Below are 15,784 nucleotides of genomic sequence, written 5' to 3'. Positions count from 1 at the left end.
GGTTCTGCGGGCTATTTGGGCTTGCCGGTCTCCGGATCGGTGAGCACCGACGCGTTCGGAACCTGGGCGCTGCGGATGCCGAAATTCTCCCGCGCGTCGGCCGGCACGGCCTGGCGCTCCTTGAGCCGCCAGAGGACATAGGTCCCGTAGGCGATCGCGACCAGGATCACCGCATGGATGAAGGTGTGCTGGCCGAAGATGGGGGTGAGAAGAGTGACGCCGAGCGGCACGACGGTGGCGGCCGCCGACCAGGCGACGAGCAGCGTCGAGGAGAGCGGCACGAAATCGCCCGGATCGGCGCGGTCGTTGGCATGCGCGTTGGCGACCGAATAGACCGTCTCCACCGCCCCGCCGAAGACGAGGAAGACGATCATCAGGATGACGATGGCCGAGAACGAGACGAAGAGGGCGGCGATCCCGGCCGCGACGATGAGGCCGCAGGTGACGACGAGCACGTAGCGCCGGTCGATCCGGTCGGAGAGCACGCCGAGCGGGTATTGCACGAAGAGCAGCCCGGTCTGCATGACGAACATCAGCAGCGCGATATCCGCCTGGGACACCTGGCTGGTGGCCGCATAGATCGGCGTGAAGCCCTGCACGACCATGGAAAGCCCGCCGGATGCCAAAACGCCGACGAGGCCCACCGGCGAGATGCGCCATGCCATCGGGATGTTGACGCTGACGCTGGCGGGCGGCGGCGGGTTCGGCAGGCGGGTGAGCCCGATCGGCAGGATCGCGAGCGCGGTGACGAGGATGACGGCGAGGGGCGCGAGATTGCCGTCGGTCGGGATGCGGCCGAAGATCCAGGCGCCGCAGCCGAGGCCGAGAACGTAGGCCATGTAGAAGAAGGACATGGCCCGGCCGCGCCATTGGTTGGAGGCGGCGTGGTTCAGCCAGCTCTGGGCGATGATGAAGTTGACGTTGGCGGCCGCGCCGTAGAGGCCGCGGGCGAAAATCCACACATAGGCGGGCAGGTCGGCGGCGATCAGCACGGCCGCGATGATCACCATCGCCATGGAGCAGGCGAAGAGCCGCGCATGGCCGACGCGGCGGATGAGCGGCCCGCCGACGACGCAGCCGACGAGACCGCCGAAGGCGACTGCGGTGACGGCCGCGCCCGCCGCCCACGGGGCCGCGGAATGGGTGAGCATGAAGGGCACATAGGCGAACATGATGCCGCTGCCGACCGCGGCGATCGTCATCGAGACGACGATGCTGGCGATCGAAAGGGGAGAAGCCGTCTCGAGCGTACGACCGTGCATTCGTCTCTCCGCAAACGGGCGGACGGCCGCTTCTGCGCCGTGTCCGACCCGACTGCAGCTTCATAGCCGACGGATGATGACGGGAGCTATCGCGGAAACGCCATCGGCTCACGAATTTCAAGCATTCCCTTATGATGGCGCTTGATTCCATCATAAGGGAATGTAATTCTCAAATCATGGAAACAACGGTTCACGACATAGACGCCGCCATCAGCGAGCGGCTGAAGAAGCTCCGGGCGAAGGCGGGTTTCACACTCGACGAGCTGTCGAGCCGGTCGGGCGTCAGCCGGGCGATGATCTCCCGCATCGAGCGGGGGGAGGCGAACCCGACGGCGGCGTTGCTGGCGAGGCTGTCGGAAGCGCTCGGCCTTTCGCTGTCGGCCTTCTTCGCCGACGAGGACAGGCAGGGCTCGCCGCTCAGCCGCCGGGCGGACCAGAAGCTATGGCGCGACCTGCATACGCGTTATCTGCGCCGCTCCGTCTCGCCGCCCGGCACGCCGAGCCGCGTCGACATCGTCGAGGTGGAGTTTCCGGCCGGCGCGCGCGTCAGTTTCCCGCCGCGCGAGGAGAGCCGGGTGATGACCCAGCATGTCTGGCTGTTCGACGGCGTGCTGGAGATGGTTTTCGAAGACGTCACCTACACGCTTCATCCTGGCGACTGCCTCTACATGGACCTCGGCGCCGCCTTCGATTTCCACAACCCGTCCGACAAGCCGGCCCGCTACGCGGTGATCCTCGACCGCGGCCGTTAATCCGAAAGAACCGAACATGACGACCATCCGCATCATAGACGCCGACGAAGCCCGCGCCGTCCTGCCCGATCTCTGCGAAATCCTCTCCGACTGCATCAACGGCGGCGCTTCGGTCGGCTTCATGCTGCCTTTCGGGCCGAAGGACGCGGAGGCCTACTGGCGGGAGATCGCCGCAGCCGTCGAGGCGGGTGGCATCATCCTCGCCGTAGCGGAAGTGGAAGGTCGGGTGGTCGGCACGGTGCAGGTGGGCCTGGCGTCGAAGCCGAACCAGCCGCATCGCGGCGACCTGATGAAGCTCCTCGTGCATCGCTCGGCCCGCGGCCTCGGCCTGTCGCGCAGGCTGATGGATGCGGTGGAAAGGGAGGCGGCCCGGCGCGGCCGCACGCTTCTGGTACTCGACACCGCGACCGGAAGCGATGCGGAGAAGATCTATCCCCGCTTCGGTTGGGAGCGCGTCGGCGTCATTCCCGACTACGCCATGTGGCCGGAAGGCGGCTTCTGCGGCACGACGCTGTTTTATAAGCGGGTCAGCGCAACGCGTAGATAAAATGCCTGCTGCGCGGTCGACCGGGCAGGTCAGATGAATGTCAGGTTTTCGATCCTGTAGATGAAAAGCGCCCAGAGCCAGCTGGGCGCTTTATCTGCGACTTCCGTAAATTTCTCCCAAAGCGGGTTGAAGGCGAGGAACGCCGCCAGTCCGACAGCCATCGTATGTGTGCAGCAGATCCGAAGGTTTTTCAGGCTGAAGAACTCGTAAAATCCTTCTTTGTCATATTCCGTGCCGGCTATCATATCCCAGAAGCCATAGTTGGCGCTCAGCATGTCGTTGATCATGTGCTCGCGGAAGAACCGCCCGCTGCCGGAAACGAAGAGATCGGGTATGAAATTGAAAGACGATCGAAATATATGGACTGCAACGCCAAGCAGCGTGAGCGTCGAGATCGCTGCAAAAACATGCCAGACAATCATGGCGTACCGGAAGGTGGGAAATGGTTGCCTTAAGGTTGCGCTGTGAATCCTTAAAAAGTCATGAAGACACGACGCGGCACTGACAATGTGTCGCGTCGATCAGGTTGATGCTCCGAGCTCGGCGGGCTCTACCGCCAGGCATGCTCGATGGGCTCTCGACCGGTCATGATATCCCGCTAATAGGACTGAAGAACTCCCGCTGGAGGGTTTCGAGTGGGAGGCCAAGATTGCGTACCCCGCTTTTTGGGCGGGCTGCGAGCCCTCGGCTCAGCGCTTTTCCGTCAGGAAATAGAGGAGGGCGATGACGGGAAGGGCGAGGCCGATCGAGGAGGCGAGAAGCCAGCCGCCCTCGGCGAACGCCCAGGCGCCGACGGCGGAGCCGATCGCGCCGCCGCAGAAGAAGGTCGCCATGAAGAGGCCGTTCAGACGGCTGCGCAGCTCGGCGCCGAGGCCGTAGATCGCCCGCTGGCCGATGACGAGCGTCATGGTCACGCCGAAATCGAGCAGGATGGCGGCAAGCGTCAGCAGCGTCAGCGCGACGACGGAGCCTTCCGGGGCGATATGGGTGATCAGGAAGGCTATCGCGACCGCGGCGATCCCGAAGACCGTGGCGGGTCTGCCGAGATCCCGGTCGGCCAGGCGCCCGGCGATCGGCGAAGCGATGGCGCCCGCGACGCCCGCAAGCGCGAAGAGGGCGATGCCGGCCTGGGTGAGCTGGAAGGCGGGGCCGGCCAGCACCAGCGGCGTCACCGTCCAGAATAGGCTGAAGGCGGCGAACTGGCAGGCCTGGTAGAAGGCGCGGCGGCGCAGCACCGGCTGGGTGGCGTAAAGGGTGCCCATCGAAGACAGCAGGGAGAAATAGGAGAGCCTGGTCTGCGGCACCCGCTTCGGCAGGCGGGCGGCAAGCACGAAGCCGAGCACGACCATGACGGCGGCCGACAGGAAGAAGACGAGGTGCCAGGAGGAGAAGCGGGCGATGAAGCTCGCAACCGGCCGTGCCATCATGATGCCGACCATCAGCCCGCTCATGACATTGCCGACCACCCGGCCGCGCATGGCGTCCGGCGCAAGGCTCGCGGCGAAGGGCACGATCATCTGCACGGCGGTGGAGCCGAGGCCGATCGCCAGCGATGCGGCGAGGAAGGGCACGGAGGCGGTCGAAAGCCCGGCGGCGACGAGCGCCAGCGTCACGGCGCCGATCATGGTGAGGATCAGCCGGCGGTTTTCGAGAAGGTCGCCGAGCGGTACGATCAGGAGCAGGCCGAGGCCGTAGCCGATCTGCGTCAGCGTCACGATGAGGCCGGTCGCATGCGCCGGGAGACCGATCGAGGCGGCGATCGGACCAGCGAGCGGCTGGGCGTAATAAAGGTTCGCGGCGACGAGACCGCAGGCCGCGGCCATGACGAAGGTCATGCCGGCGGACATTGCCGAAGGTGCCGCCGGCGCGGCCAGTGTTGCAGTATTGCTTGTCATGAAAGGCTCCGGGGAGGAGGAGGTTGAGGGAGGAACGAATAATTCAGTCGAGAAGTTTCATGGCGGTATCCACCACGGAGAGGGCCCGGTCGCGGTCGGGACCCGTCTTGCCGAGGACGCGAAGGCCCTGGGTGACCGAGAGCAGGAGGCGTGCGGTCGTGGCGGGATCGACCGTCTGCGGGATCGACCCGTCCGCCTGTCCTTCGCGGATCAGGCTGTCGAGCAGGGTTTCGGTGCGTGCCATCGAGCGGTTGACGCGCTCGGCCGCTTCGGCATCGTAGACGCCGAGCTCGATCGCCGTGCCGACCACCAGGCAGCCGCGCCGGCCGTGTTCGCCATGCGAGGCTTCGGCATAGAAACGCAGCATGCGGAAAACCTTGTCGCGGCCGTTTCCGCCCGCCGCAAGCTCTTCTTCCAGAAGCGCGTTGCGGACCTGCTTGTATCGGTCGAAGGCGGCGAGGAAGATCGCCTTCTTGTCCTTGAAGGCTTTGTAGAGGCTGCCGGCGGCAAGCCCCATCGCGTCCTTCAGCTCCGAGATCGACGCGGCATGATAGCCGCGCTCGGAAAAGACGACGATCGCCTTGTCGAGCGCTTCCTCGATCTCGAATTCGCGCGGACGTCCCGGCGGACGTGCGGCCAGGCCGGATGTGGCGTTGATGTTCATGGCAGACGGCTTAATTTGGAAACGATCGTTCCCAAATATGGGTACGATCGCGTTTCGTCAAGCACCCCGATCGGCTTTTTATGGCGTCTCGCCAGTGAGTCTGACTGCTTACAAAGGGATATTCCGTGCGGAACACTCGGCCGTCCCGCTGGTTACACTCCTGTCACCAACCGAAAGCTGGAGGCAGACATGAGCAAAAGTGACGTTCAACAGGCCGTGAAACGCGCCGAGCGGCAGGTGGAGAACACCAGCGCCGGCGGGCATCTCGGCGGAACCTATTATGGCCAGAACCCCGACGGCAAGACCGCTTCGACGAACAACAATGTCGGCAAGGCCCGCCCGAACACCGGCAGCACCTGACGTCACGACCCGACGAGATTTCCGAAGAGCCCCGCCGCGCGCGGGGCTTTTTTGTCGTATCTTCCCTGGAATCCGGTTGCGGAAAAAAATCGGTCGGGCCTGTCGGGAGAGGGATGGGCCGCACGTCCTTGGGTTCGGGATGGCGCCGCGAAGGCTGTGCATCCGATTTTCCGAACCTATGGCAAATGGGGAGTAGACATGAGTACCAATTATCGCTGGGTGATCGTTTTCGCGGGCGCTCTGATGGGCTGCGTCGCGGTCGGCACGATGTTTTCGCTCGCCATCTTTCTGGAGCCGATCGCCACGGATACTGGCTGGTCGCATGCGGGCATTTCGAGCGCGATGACGCTGAACTTCATCGTCATGGGCCTCGGCGGCTTTCTCTGGGGCGCGGCGAGCGACCGTTACGGCGCCCGTATCGTCGTGCTGATCGGCGCGGTTCTGCTGGGGCTCGCGCTGGTGCTGGCAAGCCGGGTGGAGAGCCTGTTCCTTTTCCAGCTCGTTTACGGCTGCCTCGTGGGCCTCTCCGCGAGCGCCTTCTTCGCGCCGATGATCGCCGTCACCATGGGCTGGTTCGACGAGCACCGCAGCCTTGCGGTGTCGCTGGTTTCCGCCGGCATGGGCATGGCGCCGATGACCATCTCGCCTTTCGCGCGCTGGCTGATCTCCGCCTATGACGACTGGCGCATGGCCATGTTGCTGATCGGCATCGGGGCCTGGATATTGCTCCTGCCGACCGCCTTCCTCGTGCGCAGCCCGCCGGTTGCGGCAGCCGCCGGTCCGGCATCCGCACCGCAGGCCGGGGGCGCCGGCATGCCGCTGTCGAAAGTGTTCCGCTCGCCGCAGTTTCTGGTGCTCGGCTTCACCTTCTTCGCCTGCTGCGCGGCCCATTCCGGCCCGATCTTCCACATGGTGAGCTACGCCATGTTCTGCGGCATCGCGCCGATGGCGGCGGTCACCATCTACAGCGTCGAAGGGGCGGCCGGCCTCGGCGGGCGCATTCTCTACGGCGTGCTTGCGGACAAATTCGGCGTCAAGCCGGTGCTGGTCGCGGGGTTGCTGATCCAGGCGGCCGTCATCTCGGCCTATACGCTCGCAAGCGACCTGACGCAGTTCTATACGCTGGCGATCATCTTCGGCGGCACCTATGGCGGTGTCATGCCGCTCTATGCGGTGCTGGCGGGCGAATATTTCTCGCCGAAAATCCTCGGCACGGTCCTCGGCGCGGCGACCATGCTGTCGAGCATCGGCATGGCCTTCGGGCCGCTCGCCGGCGGCTGGGCCTTCGACCAGTTCAACAATTACAACTGGCTGTTCATCGGCTCGGCGCTCGTGGGGCTCGGCGCGGTGCTGATCGCGCTCGCCTTTCCGCCGCTGCCGCGCCGCGAGCAGCTTCAGGCTGCGTGATGCGAAACGAAAGCCCGGAGGGTGTCTCCGGGCTTTCCGATTGCAGGAGTATCAGAGCGTCCCGGCGCGCTGCTGCGTCATCATGAAGGTGTCGTAGCTGTATTCGGCGATCTGCGCCCAGAGATAGGCGTCCTTCTTGAAGGCCTGCTGATGGTCGTAGATCTTCTTGAAGGCGGGGCTTTTCGCCGAGAGCTCCGCATAGGTTTCCATCGCCGCCTTGAAGCAGACCTCCATGATCTCGCGGCTGAAAGCCTTCAGCACCGCGCCTTCGCCGACGAGCTGCTTGAGCGCGGTGGCGTTGTGGGCGTCGTAATTGGCGAGCATGCTCATGTTCGCCGCGGCGCAGGCATCCGCCAGTATCTGCTGGTAGCTCTTCGGCAGGGCGTTGAACTTTTCTAGGTTGAAGAAGGCGTGCATGGCCGGGCCGCCCTCCCACCATGCGGGATAGTAGTAATACTTGGCGACCTTCACGAAGCCGAGCTTCTGGTCGTCATAGGGGCCGACGAACTCGGTGGCGTCGATCGTGCCCTTTTCGAGCGCGGCATAGACGTCGCCGCCGGCGATCTGCTGGGGCGTGATGCCGACCTTCTGCATGACCTGGCCGGCGAGGCCGGCAATGCGCATCTTCAGACCCTTCAGGTCGTCGATCGTGTTGATCTCCTTGCGGAACCAGCCGCCCATCTGGGTGCCGCTGTTGCCGGCCGGCAGCGCATAGAGGCCGCGCGGCGCAAGGAATTCGTTGATCAGGTCATTGCCGCCGTTGAGGAACCAGGCATTGGTCATGCGGGCGTTCAGGCCGAAGGGAATGGCGGTGCCGAGCGCGAAGGCCGGATCCTGGCCGATATAGTAGTAGGAACAGGTATGGGCCATCTCGACGGTGCCGTTGGCGACCGCATCGGCCGCCTGCAGCGGCGGCACGATCTCGCCGGCGCCGAAGGTCTGGATGGTGAACCTGCCGTCGGTAGCCGTCTTCACGGCGTCGGCGATCTGGTTGGCCGCATCGAAGATGATGTTGAGGCTCTTCGGGAAGGAGGAGGTGAGCCGCCAGTTGATCCTCGGGCTTTCCTGGGCGACGGCCGGGGCTGCCAGGGGGGCGGCAAGCGCGGTCGCGGCGGCGGCGCCCATGCCGGCGGTGGCGGCCTGCCTGAAGAAACGTCTGCGGTTCATGGAATTCCTCCTCTTCGATCCGGGAATGCGTCGATATCGCTCTTAGAGCGTTTCCTTGTTAGATTGAAGCATTCTGTTGGCTCAAACGGAGTCGGATGGTCGACCGGCTGGCGCAGGTCGTAGCCCAGCCCTACGGCCGAGCCAGCCGGTCGATCAGGCGGCCCGTTTCAGCCAACCCGCAGGGCCGGGCATCTTTCCGCCGGGATCAAAGGCGATCGGCTCGGACGTACCAAGGGTATGCCCTTCGCCAATCGCCTTTGCTCCAACGAAAACCTGCTCCGGCAGAATGCTTCAATCTAACAAGGAAACGCTCTAGCCCTCGTTTTGAAAACGGCAAGCGAAATCCGGAGGAATCGTGCTGCAAATGCAGCCGGGACGCCGCCGAGCGTCGAAGAATAAAGAAAAAGCCCGGAGGAGCGCTCCGGGCTTTGCTGTTTTTTCAATGATCGCCGCTTCAATGATTGGAGGACGCCTTGCGCCTCTTTGGCGCGGGATCGGGCGAAGCCTCGGCCGCTTCCCGTTCGAGGCGAAGCAGTCGCAGCCGCTCGGTCTTCTTTTCCCGCATGGAAGCCTCCGCGGCAATGATCGACCTTGCCGTGTGATCGGTGGCGGCCGCCTTGTCGCGGGCGGAAAGCTTGGCGGGATTGAAGAATTCTTCCTTGGTAGCGGTCATGATCTTCTCCTTCCTGGTGTACGTCCGGTCAGTGAACCGGTGTCAGCGCGTACGGGCGGCCTTTTTGGGGGCCGGCAGCAGGCCTTCGCGCTGCGCCTTCTTGCGTGCGAGCTTGCGGTAACGGCGCACGGCTTCCGCCTTCTCGCGAACGCGCTTCTCGGAGGGCTTTTCGTATGCGCTGCGCGCCTTCATTTCGCGGAAGACGCCTTCGCGCTGCATCTTTTTCTTCAGCACCCGAAGGGCCTGCTCGACATTGTTGTCTCTGACAAGAACCTGCAAACTATATCCTTTCCATTGCGGGCAACCCCGCGTTTCGTCAAAAAATGAACTACTTGGCGACGCGGATGCTCGCCGGCTTCAGCCAGGGCTCGCCCGCGGCCGTGGAGGACGTCTCCTCCTTGCCGGCGGATGCCGTCGCCAGAGCATCGATGTCGCTTGCGACGATCCGCCGCTCGAAATTTTCGTTGCCGAAGCGGACCCGATACTGCTGTTCGCCGCTGTCGGCGGCGGGAAGAAGGCCGACGATCCGGCATGTCCGGTCGCCGGTGGCCTTGCGCATCAAGCTCGCTTTGAGAACGATGACATCGTCGAGGGCAAAAACGTTTGGACCCATCGTTTTCTCCTTGAACCCGGTGGGGGCCGGGAAAACAAAAAGGCCGGGCGTTACCCCGACCTCTTCCCGTCATTCAAGCGCCCGCTGCCAGTACATCCGTGGTCAGCGGGGCGAATGACATCCTTAAACAGCCCGGAGATTGTCCGCCGAGTTCTTGCCCGACTTGCGGTCGCGAACGATCTCGTAGGAGATCTTCTGACCTTCCGCCAGGGAGGACAGGCCGGCGCGTTCGACAGCCGAGACGTGGACGAAAACGTCCGTCGCGCCGTCGTCGGGCTGAATGAAGCCAAATCCCTTGGTGCTGTTGAACCACTTTACGGTGCCAGTATTCATAACGATTTCCTTTCAATCGCTAGAGTTATCGGACAGTATTTCGTCCGCTTTGATCGATATTTGAGAGGAAATCTGACTGAGCAAGAAGCTCGTAGACAAAGGTCGCAAGCAATTTTCGATGACCTCAATATAGGCCTTATCGCCGGATAATCAATGTCTTGGCCGCAATTAAATTATTCCGGGCTGCGCCAAGGCCCGGGAATTTCTGACCAACAGCATGATTTTAAATCGCAATATGGCGGGGAATTTTGTCCCGCCCGCGCGAGCGGCGCCTGCGGCGGCACGAACAGAAACGCCCCTCCCGTTTCGGAAGGGGCGCATGAGATGAGAACAGGCGTTCGCCTCGTCAGAGGGTGCCCTTGCGCTGCTGCACCATCATGAACGTGTCGTAGCTGTATTCGGCGATCTGGTTCCACAGATAGCCGTCCTTCTTGAATGCCTGCTGGCTGTCGTAGATCTTCTTGAAGGCCGCGTTCTTGCCGGTGATCTCGGCATAGACCTCCTGGGCCGCCTTGTAGCTCGCCTCGAGGATTTCCTGGCTGAACGGCTTCAGGATCGCGCCTTCGGAAACGAGCTGCTTCAACGCCGTGGCGTTGTGCGCGTCGTAGCGGGCGAGCATGTTGGCATTGGCGTTGGCGCAGGCGTCTTTCAGCATGCGCTGATAGGTCTTCGGCAGCGCATTGAACTTCTCCAGGTTGAAGAAGGCATGCACGACCGGACCGCCTTCCCACCATGCGGGATAGTAGTAGTACTTGGCGACCTTCACGAAACCGAGCTTCTGGTCGTCATAGGGGCCGACGAACTCGGTGGCGTCGATCGTGCCCTTTTCGAGCGCGGCATAGACGTCGCCGCCGGCGATCTGCTGGGGCGTGACGCCGAGCTTCTGCATGACCTGGCCGGCAAGGCCGGCAATGCGCATCTTGAGCCCGTTGAGATCGCCGACCGTGTTGATTTCCTTGCGATACCAGCCGCCCATCTGGGCGCCGGTATTGCCGGCCGGCAGCGCGTAGATGTTGTAGCCGGCGAGGAATTCGTTGATCAGCTCGTTGCCGCCGCCGACCGAAAGCCATGAATTGGTCTGGCGCGCATTGAGGCCGAACGGCACCGCCGTGCCGAGCGCGAAAGTCGGGTCCTTGCCGATATAGTAATAGCAGCAGGTATGCGCCATTTCGACGGTGCCGTTGGCAACGGCGTCGGCAGCCTGCAGGCCCGGCACGACTTCGCCGGCGGCGAAGGTGTGGATGGTGAAGTTGCCGTCGGAAGCTTCCTTCACGCTGTCTGCGATGTCGGTGGCAGCGGACCAGAGGATATCGGTATTCTTGGTGAAGGAGGACGTCATCCTCCAGGTGATCTTTGGGTTTTCCTGGGCAATGGCCGGGGCGGCCAGGGGAGCCGTAAGCGCGGTCGCGGCAGCGGCGCCCACGCCGGCGGTCGCGGCCTGGCGGAAGAATTGTCTGCGATCCATGGGATTAATGCCTTCTTGACTTTGGGAGATGCCCGGATTTTCGCCCGCGCGGCGGCTGTTAATCATTTCGTTTCGGCAGCGGCAAGCAAAAAATCCAAAGATTGCGCTGCAGTGCAGCAATCGTTTTCGAAAATTGCTTTGTCCGTGCCGCCGTTCATCCGGCCGCGAACGGCAGCGGAAATCCCTTGAAGTTTCCGTCCGAGGGATTAGTTTAGAATTATTCTAAGATCGAGGTTTCCATGCTCGCCCGCCTTTTCTCCAGCTACAAGCGTCCGTTCTCTTCCCTCGACGAAAGGGAGATCCTGGCTCTCGCCATCGCCTCCGAAGAAGAGGATGCACGCATCTATCTCGGTTACGCGGACAGTCTGAGGGACCGGTATCCGGCCTCCGCCAAGGTGTTCGAGGATATGGCGGAGGTCGAGCAGACCCATAAGAACGTGCTGATCGAGACGTTCCGTTCCCGTTTCGGCGAGCGCATCCCGCTGATCCGGCGCGAACATGTGCGCGGCTTCTACGAACGCAGACCGGACTGGCTCATCCGCAACCTGCCGCTCGAAAAGGTGCGCGAACAGGCCGAAGCGATGGAGGAGCAGGCCTTCCGGTTCTATACCGAGGCGGCCAAGCGGATCTCGGATGCCTCGACGCGGCAGCTGCTGGGGGACCTGGCGATCGCCGAACAGGGGCATGAGGACATCGCCCGCATGCTGACCGACAAGCATGTGCCGGAAGACGTGAAGACGGAGGAGAACGAGACCGCGCGCCGGCAGTTCATCCTCACCTATGTGCAGCCGGGCCTTGCCGGGCTGATGGACGGGTCGGTTTCGACGCTGGCGCCGATCTTCGCCGCGGCCTTCGCCACGGGCGACACCTGGTCGACCTTCCTGATCGGCCTGTCGGCCTCCGTTGGCGCCGGCATTTCCATGGGCTTCACGGAAGCCGCCCACGACGACGGCAAGATTTCCGGCCGCGGCTCGCCGGTCAAGCGCGGTCTCGCCTCCGGCATCATGACGGCGATCGGCGGGCTCGGCCATGCGCTGCCCTATCTCATCCCGCATTTCTGGACCGCGACGATCGTAGCGGCGGTCGTCGTCTTTTTCGAACTCTGGGCGATCGCCTTCATCCAGAACCGCTACATGGAGACGCCCTTCCTGCGCGCCGTCTTCCAGGTGGTTTTCGGCGGCTCGCTGGTGCTCGCCGCAGGCATCCTGATCGGGAATGGGTGAGCAGCGACGGCGTAGCCGGCAAAACGCTCCAGTGGAGCGTTTTGAGCTGCGAACGCCCTGAGCCCAAAGCGAAGGGCCGGGCGCCGGTTCGGCAGATGCACCCCCGGGGCGTAGCCGGCAAAACGCTCCAGTGGAGCGTTTTGAGCTGCGAACGCCTGAGCTCAAAGCGAAGGGCCGGGCGCCGCTTCGGCAGATGCGTCCCCCGTGTTTCTCCCACAGCATAAAACCGCCCGCAATCCTTTGGATCGCAGGCGGTTTTATGCTGTGGGAGATCGGTTTAGCGCAACGCGCCGACCAGCAGATCGCGGCCGTTTTCGATCGTCACCCAGCGCCCCGTGTTGAAGGAAGCCTGGCGCTTGAGGAAGGTATAGGGCGTCTGATACCAGGGCTTCACCTCGTTATCGAGGTTGTCCAGGATGAAGTCGCCGTCGGCGGTGCGCAGCGTCAGGACGGCGTGACCTTCCCCGTCCGGCTTGCGCACGACGGTCATCAGCAGGTCCGACAATGCGAAGCCGCGGGCCGCCAGTTCCTTGCGCTTCTGAAGCGCATAGTCTTCGCAATCGGCGAATTTCGTGGGATAGGCCCAGACTTCTTCGCGGCCGTAGATTTCCCGGTCCGTCTTGGCGATATAGCGGGCGTTGACCGAGGCATTGATCCGGCGGACGGTCGCCATGCCGGAGGCGCTCACCTTCGGTGGCGGAGCCGAGCGGCTCTTGATGGAGCATTCCGCGCGGTACTTCTGACAGAATTCGTAATGGCCGATTGGCTGGGAAGTCACTGCGCCTGTGACCATGGAACCCACAGGTCTCGGAGCCGGCACTGCTGCGCTCACTGGTACAAGTATGCTAACTAGGATCACGGCAAGCCGTGCCTGCAAGGCTCTCATCATGGACCCGTCCCTTTAAATCCTAACGAAAAGTTAAGATTGGACGGGCACGAGAGTCAATCGTGAAGATTCGTTAATATCCGCGGCGTCGCAATATGGTTAAGACTGCAACATTTTTATCTCAGCGCGAAATTTAATCATGCATTTATTGAGGCAGAGACCGCAGCCTTCAGTTTCTCGATGTCCTGAGGCCGGGAAAGCCGGTGATCGCCGTCGCGGATCAGCGTCAGCACGACGTCGTCGGCCGGCAGGAATTCGACGAGCTTCAGCGCATGGCTATAAGGCACGTCCGGATCCTTCATCCCCTGCAGGATATGGACGGGGCAGCCGGTTTCGATGATGCCGGTCATCACCCGGTTGCGGGCGCCGTCCTCCATCAGGTCGCGGGTATAGATATTGGGCTCGGGACTGTATTCGGAATGTTCCTCGAAATAGCCCTTCTCGGAAAGCGACTGCCGTTCGGCATCCGTCAGGTTCGGTTCGATGAGCTCCGCGGTGAAATCCGGCGCCGGGGCGACCAGCACGATGCCGTCGACGCCGGGCGCCTTTTTGCGCTTCCTCAGTTCCTGCACGAGGCGGAGCGCGATCCAGCCGCCCATGGAGGAGCCGACCAGGACGACCCGCTTCGGCTTGACGTCGTCGAGGACGGCGAGCGCCTCTTCGAGCCAGCGGGAGATCGTGCCGTCGCGGAAGAGGCCGCCGGACAGGCCGTGGCCGGAATAATCGAAGCGGATCGCGGCAAGCCCGAGCTCGTCCGCCAGCCTGTCCAGTTCGATGGCCTTGGTGCCGGACATGTCGGACCGGTAGCCGCCGAGCCAGACGAATGCGGGTCCGGGCTTCTTCTTCCGCGCCGCCCGGTGGATGATGGCGATCTCGCGGGCGGCGGTGCCTTCGCCCACGGTGATCCTCTTTTCGGTGATGCCGGCTGCGGCCTGTGTCATCCTAAATCCCTTGCGCTTTCCCGGCGCCTATAAAACAGATTCGCCATACGCGACAGCAGGTGATTTTTTCATGACAACGTGCTATTGACTTCGGCCAAGCGATCACGACATTGCCGTCGGCCGCAGGCCGGGCGAGCGAGAGTCGTCGCTTGCGTTCCGAAACAACAAGGAGAATACGACCATTCGCAGACCATTCAAAGCCGATGCCCCCGTCAAGGAGGGGCCGCGCTCCAACAGGGAAATTCGCATTCCCAAGGTCCAGCTTATCGATGCCGAAGGCCAGAATCTTGGCATAGTCCCGACCGATCAGGCCCTCAGGATGGCAGAGGAAGCTGGTCTCGACCTCGTCGAGATCTCGCCGAACTCCGAACCCCCGGTGTGCAAGATCCTCGATCTCGGCAAGCTGAAATATGCGAACCAGAAGAAGGCTGCCGAAGCCCGCAAGAAGCAGAAGATCGTCGAAGTCAAAGAAATCAAGATGCGTCCGAACATCGACACCCATGACTATGAGGTGAAGATGAAGGCGATCAACCGTTTCTTCGAAGAAGGCGACAAGGTGAAGGTGACGCTGAAGTTCCGCGGCCGCGAAATGGCCCACCAGGAGCTCGGCATGAAGCTTCTGCTTCAGGTGAAGGACGACACCCAGGAGATCGCCAAGGTCGAGGCGGAGCCGAAGCTCGAAGGCCGTCAGATGATGATGGTGCTGGCGCCGAAATAAGCGCCGCACCTTTCCGCCTCCAGGCGGTTTTGCCGGCGTTTCCGCCGGTTTTTGCCACGCTTTCTTTCCCATTGCGCTTTTTTCCGACTGCGGTTATAAGCGCGCGTCCGAACGGTCCGGCAGGGCATGCCGTGGCCGTTCTAAATGCTTGAGACTGGCTTCGTCTGCCGGTTTCGATACAAAAACGGAGTAGCAAAATGCCCAAGATGAAGACGAAGTCTGCTGCGAAGAAGCGGTTCAAGATCACCGCGAGCGGCAAGGTCAAGGCGCAGGCCGCCGGCAAGCGCCATGGCATGATCAAGCGGTCCAACAAGTTCATCCGCGACGCGCGCGGAACGATGGTGCTTGCCGAACCCGATGGCAAGAAGATCATCAAGAGCTACCTGCCGAACGGTCTCTGAAGACTAGTCGCGCTATCGGATTATAAGGAGATCATGACATGGCACGCGTAAAACGGGGCGTCACTTCCCGCGCCAAGCACACCAAGACCCTCAAGGCAGCCAAGGGCTTCTACGGCCGCCGCAAGAACACCATCCGCGCCGCAAAGGCAGCCGTCGATCGTTCGCGCCAGATGGCGACGCGCGACCGCCGCGTGAAGAAGCGGAATTTCCGCGCTCTGTGGATCCAGCGCATCAACGCCGCTGTCCGCGAGTTCGGCCTGACCTACGGCCGTTTCATCGACGGTCTCAACAAGGCCGGCATCGAAGTGGACCGCAAGGTTCTCTCCGATATGGCGATCCACGAGCCGGCAGCCTTCGGCGCGCTGGTCGAGGCCTCCAAGAAGGCCCTCGAATACCTCAAGGAAGCCGGCACGGCCAACGAGTTTGAAAGCGCGGTTCGTTAACCAGCGCTTCCCAAGCTTAATTGCTTCACTGATT

At 62.7% G+C, this 15,784-nt stretch carries 20 protein-coding genes; 8 read left to right on the top strand and 12 right to left on the bottom strand.

The genetic code is table 11. The features are described 5' to 3' along the window. Nucleotides 1-11: 11 nt before the first annotated feature. Nucleotides 12-1,262 (bottom strand): MFS transporter, encoded by a 1,251-nt coding sequence (locus QTA58_RS06805; protein WP_289672186.1) that lies wholly within the window; start codon nucleotides 1,260-1,262, stop codon nucleotides 12-14. Between the two features lie 176 nt (nucleotides 1,263-1,438). Between QTA58_RS06805 and QTA58_RS06800 the strand changes: the two genes are divergently transcribed. Together QTA58_RS06800 and QTA58_RS06795 are read left to right on the top strand one after the other, a co-directional pair. After that, entirely contained in the window at nucleotides 1,439-2,014 is a 576-nt protein-coding gene (locus QTA58_RS06800; protein WP_289672185.1) for an XRE family transcriptional regulator, read from the top strand. A gap of 16 nt (nucleotides 2,015-2,030) precedes the next feature. Beyond that, a complete protein-coding gene (locus QTA58_RS06795) occupies nucleotides 2,031-2,561 on the top strand; it encodes a GNAT family N-acetyltransferase (RefSeq protein WP_289672184.1) in 531 nt (176 codons plus the stop codon). Between the two features lie 29 nt (nucleotides 2,562-2,590). Here the strand turns inward: QTA58_RS06795 and QTA58_RS06790 are convergent, their stop codons facing one another. From QTA58_RS06790 to QTA58_RS06780, 3 genes are all read right to left on the bottom strand, one after another. Further along, entirely contained in the window at nucleotides 2,591-2,983 is a 393-nt protein-coding gene (locus QTA58_RS06790) for a hypothetical protein (RefSeq protein ID WP_289672183.1), read from the bottom strand. 267 nt (nucleotides 2,984-3,250) lie between these two features. Further along, complete coding sequence (locus tag QTA58_RS06785; protein WP_289672182.1) at nucleotides 3,251-4,456, bottom strand: MFS transporter; 1,206 nt, start codon at nucleotides 4,454-4,456, stop codon at nucleotides 3,251-3,253. A 43-nt stretch (nucleotides 4,457-4,499) separates the two neighbouring features. After that, entirely contained in the window at nucleotides 4,500-5,120 is a 621-nt protein-coding gene (locus QTA58_RS06780) for a TetR/AcrR family transcriptional regulator (protein WP_289672181.1), read from the bottom strand. 189 nt (nucleotides 5,121-5,309) lie between these two features. Between QTA58_RS06780 and QTA58_RS06775 the strand changes: the two genes are divergently transcribed. Beyond that, nucleotides 5,310-5,480: a hypothetical protein gene (locus QTA58_RS06775; RefSeq protein ID WP_200814074.1), complete on the top strand. Its 171-nt coding sequence runs from the start codon at nucleotides 5,310-5,312 to the stop codon at nucleotides 5,478-5,480. A 198-nt stretch (nucleotides 5,481-5,678) separates the two neighbouring features. Continuing rightward, entirely contained in the window at nucleotides 5,679-6,887 is a 1,209-nt protein-coding gene (locus QTA58_RS06770) for an MFS transporter (RefSeq protein WP_289672180.1), read from the top strand. A gap of 51 nt (nucleotides 6,888-6,938) precedes the next feature. Here QTA58_RS06770 and QTA58_RS06765 read toward each other — a convergent pair whose 3' ends face one another. The 6 genes from QTA58_RS06765 to QTA58_RS06740 all read right to left on the bottom strand — a co-directional run bounded on the left by QTA58_RS06765 (nucleotide 6,939) and on the right by QTA58_RS06740 (nucleotide 11,138). Beyond that, on the bottom strand, nucleotides 6,939-8,054 hold the full coding sequence (locus tag QTA58_RS06765) for a TRAP transporter substrate-binding protein (RefSeq protein WP_289672179.1): 1,116 nt from the start codon (nucleotides 8,052-8,054) through the stop codon (nucleotides 6,939-6,941). A 454-nt stretch (nucleotides 8,055-8,508) separates the two neighbouring features. Beyond that, nucleotides 8,509-8,727, bottom strand: coding sequence for a hypothetical protein (locus QTA58_RS06760; RefSeq protein ID WP_289672178.1), 219 nt, complete (start codon nucleotides 8,725-8,727; stop codon nucleotides 8,509-8,511). Nucleotides 8,728-8,769: 42 nt separating this feature from the next. Continuing rightward, a complete protein-coding gene (rpsU, locus tag QTA58_RS06755) occupies nucleotides 8,770-9,006 on the bottom strand; it encodes a 30S ribosomal protein S21 (RefSeq protein WP_085422020.1) in 237 nt (78 codons plus the stop codon). A 49-nt stretch (nucleotides 9,007-9,055) separates the two neighbouring features. Next, nucleotides 9,056-9,340 (bottom strand): cold-shock protein, encoded by a 285-nt coding sequence (locus QTA58_RS06750; protein ID WP_085422021.1) that lies wholly within the window; start codon nucleotides 9,338-9,340, stop codon nucleotides 9,056-9,058. 123 nt (nucleotides 9,341-9,463) lie between these two features. After that, the gene (locus tag QTA58_RS06745) at nucleotides 9,464-9,673 is read right to left on the bottom strand and encodes a cold-shock protein (RefSeq protein ID WP_085422022.1); all 210 of its coding nucleotides are present in this window, start codon (nucleotides 9,671-9,673) and stop codon (nucleotides 9,464-9,466) included. 346 nt (nucleotides 9,674-10,019) lie between these two features. Next, on the bottom strand, nucleotides 10,020-11,138 hold the full coding sequence (locus tag QTA58_RS06740; RefSeq protein ID WP_289672177.1) for a TRAP transporter substrate-binding protein: 1,119 nt from the start codon (nucleotides 11,136-11,138) through the stop codon (nucleotides 10,020-10,022). A 239-nt stretch (nucleotides 11,139-11,377) separates the two neighbouring features. Between QTA58_RS06740 and mbfA the strand changes: the two genes are divergently transcribed. After that, nucleotides 11,378-12,361, top strand: a complete 984-nt coding sequence (gene mbfA, locus QTA58_RS06735; protein WP_289672176.1) for an iron exporter MbfA — start codon at nucleotides 11,378-11,380, stop codon at nucleotides 12,359-12,361. A gap of 277 nt (nucleotides 12,362-12,638) precedes the next feature. Here the strand turns inward: mbfA and QTA58_RS06730 are convergent, their stop codons facing one another. Both QTA58_RS06730 and QTA58_RS06725 read right to left on the bottom strand, forming a co-directional pair. Next, nucleotides 12,639-13,250: a transglutaminase-like cysteine peptidase gene (locus QTA58_RS06730; protein WP_085422025.1), complete on the bottom strand. Its 612-nt coding sequence runs from the start codon at nucleotides 13,248-13,250 to the stop codon at nucleotides 12,639-12,641. A gap of 134 nt (nucleotides 13,251-13,384) precedes the next feature. Beyond that, entirely contained in the window at nucleotides 13,385-14,188 is an 804-nt protein-coding gene (locus QTA58_RS06725) for an alpha/beta hydrolase (RefSeq protein WP_289672175.1), read from the bottom strand. Nucleotides 14,189-14,369: 181 nt separating this feature from the next. On the opposite strand from QTA58_RS06725, the gene infC reads away from it, so the two are divergent. The 3 genes from infC to rplT all read left to right on the top strand — a co-directional run bounded on the left by infC (nucleotide 14,370) and on the right by rplT (nucleotide 15,750). Then, nucleotides 14,370-14,906, top strand: coding sequence for a translation initiation factor IF-3 (gene infC / locus QTA58_RS06720; protein WP_085422027.1), 537 nt, complete (start codon nucleotides 14,370-14,372; stop codon nucleotides 14,904-14,906). 197 nt (nucleotides 14,907-15,103) lie between these two features. After that, on the top strand, nucleotides 15,104-15,307 hold the full coding sequence (rpmI, locus tag QTA58_RS06715) for a 50S ribosomal protein L35 (RefSeq protein ID WP_085422028.1): 204 nt from the start codon (nucleotides 15,104-15,106) through the stop codon (nucleotides 15,305-15,307). 38 nt (nucleotides 15,308-15,345) lie between these two features. Next, nucleotides 15,346-15,750: a 50S ribosomal protein L20 gene (rplT, locus tag QTA58_RS06710; RefSeq protein ID WP_037159486.1), complete on the top strand. Its 405-nt coding sequence runs from the start codon at nucleotides 15,346-15,348 to the stop codon at nucleotides 15,748-15,750. The last annotated feature ends 34 nt before the right edge of the window (nucleotides 15,751-15,784 follow it).

The organism is Neorhizobium sp. CSC1952 (assembly GCF_030378245.1).
Classification (GTDB): domain Bacteria; phylum Pseudomonadota; class Alphaproteobacteria; order Rhizobiales; family Rhizobiaceae; genus Neorhizobium; species Neorhizobium oryzae_A.
This window is presented reverse-complemented; position numbering and strand designations above follow the sequence as displayed.

What these genes read in the sequence shown, in the direction of transcription:
- QTA58_RS06805 (WP_289672186.1), bottom strand. Translation starts at nt 1,262, where the DNA reads ATGCACGGTCGTACGCTCGAGACGGCTTCTCCCCTTTCGATCGCCAGC.
- QTA58_RS06800 (WP_289672185.1), top strand. Translation starts at nt 1,439, where the DNA reads ATGGAAACAACGGTTCACGACATAGACGCCGCCATCAGCGAGCGGCTG.
- QTA58_RS06795 (WP_289672184.1), top strand. Translation starts at nt 2,031, where the DNA reads ATGACGACCATCCGCATCATAGACGCCGACGAAGCCCGCGCCGTCCTG.
- QTA58_RS06790 (WP_289672183.1), bottom strand. Translation starts at nt 2,983, where the DNA reads ATGATTGTCTGGCATGTTTTTGCAGCGATCTCGACGCTCACGCTGCTT.
- QTA58_RS06785 (WP_289672182.1), bottom strand. Translation starts at nt 4,456, where the DNA reads ATGACAAGCAATACTGCAACACTGGCCGCGCCGGCGGCACCTTCGGCA.
- QTA58_RS06780 (WP_289672181.1), bottom strand. Translation starts at nt 5,120, where the DNA reads ATGAACATCAACGCCACATCCGGCCTGGCCGCACGTCCGCCGGGACGT.
- QTA58_RS06775 (WP_200814074.1), top strand. Translation starts at nt 5,310, where the DNA reads ATGAGCAAAAGTGACGTTCAACAGGCCGTGAAACGCGCCGAGCGGCAG.
- QTA58_RS06770 (WP_289672180.1), top strand. Translation starts at nt 5,679, where the DNA reads ATGAGTACCAATTATCGCTGGGTGATCGTTTTCGCGGGCGCTCTGATG.
- QTA58_RS06765 (WP_289672179.1), bottom strand. Translation starts at nt 8,054, where the DNA reads ATGAACCGCAGACGTTTCTTCAGGCAGGCCGCCACCGCCGGCATGGGC.
- QTA58_RS06760 (WP_289672178.1), bottom strand. Translation starts at nt 8,727, where the DNA reads ATGACCGCTACCAAGGAAGAATTCTTCAATCCCGCCAAGCTTTCCGCC.
- QTA58_RS06750 (WP_085422021.1), bottom strand. Translation starts at nt 9,340, where the DNA reads ATGGGTCCAAACGTTTTTGCCCTCGACGATGTCATCGTTCTCAAAGCG.
- QTA58_RS06745 (WP_085422022.1), bottom strand. Translation starts at nt 9,673, where the DNA reads ATGAATACTGGCACCGTAAAGTGGTTCAACAGCACCAAGGGATTTGGC.
- QTA58_RS06740 (WP_289672177.1), bottom strand. Translation starts at nt 11,138, where the DNA reads ATGGATCGCAGACAATTCTTCCGCCAGGCCGCGACCGCCGGCGTGGGC.
- mbfA (WP_289672176.1), top strand. Translation starts at nt 11,378, where the DNA reads ATGCTCGCCCGCCTTTTCTCCAGCTACAAGCGTCCGTTCTCTTCCCTC.
- QTA58_RS06730 (WP_085422025.1), bottom strand. Translation starts at nt 13,250, where the DNA reads ATGATGAGAGCCTTGCAGGCACGGCTTGCCGTGATCCTAGTTAGCATA.
- QTA58_RS06725 (WP_289672175.1), bottom strand. Translation starts at nt 14,188, where the DNA reads ATGACACAGGCCGCAGCCGGCATCACCGAAAAGAGGATCACCGTGGGC.
- rpmI (WP_085422028.1), top strand. Translation starts at nt 15,104, where the DNA reads ATGCCCAAGATGAAGACGAAGTCTGCTGCGAAGAAGCGGTTCAAGATC.
- rplT (WP_037159486.1), top strand. Translation starts at nt 15,346, where the DNA reads ATGGCACGCGTAAAACGGGGCGTCACTTCCCGCGCCAAGCACACCAAG.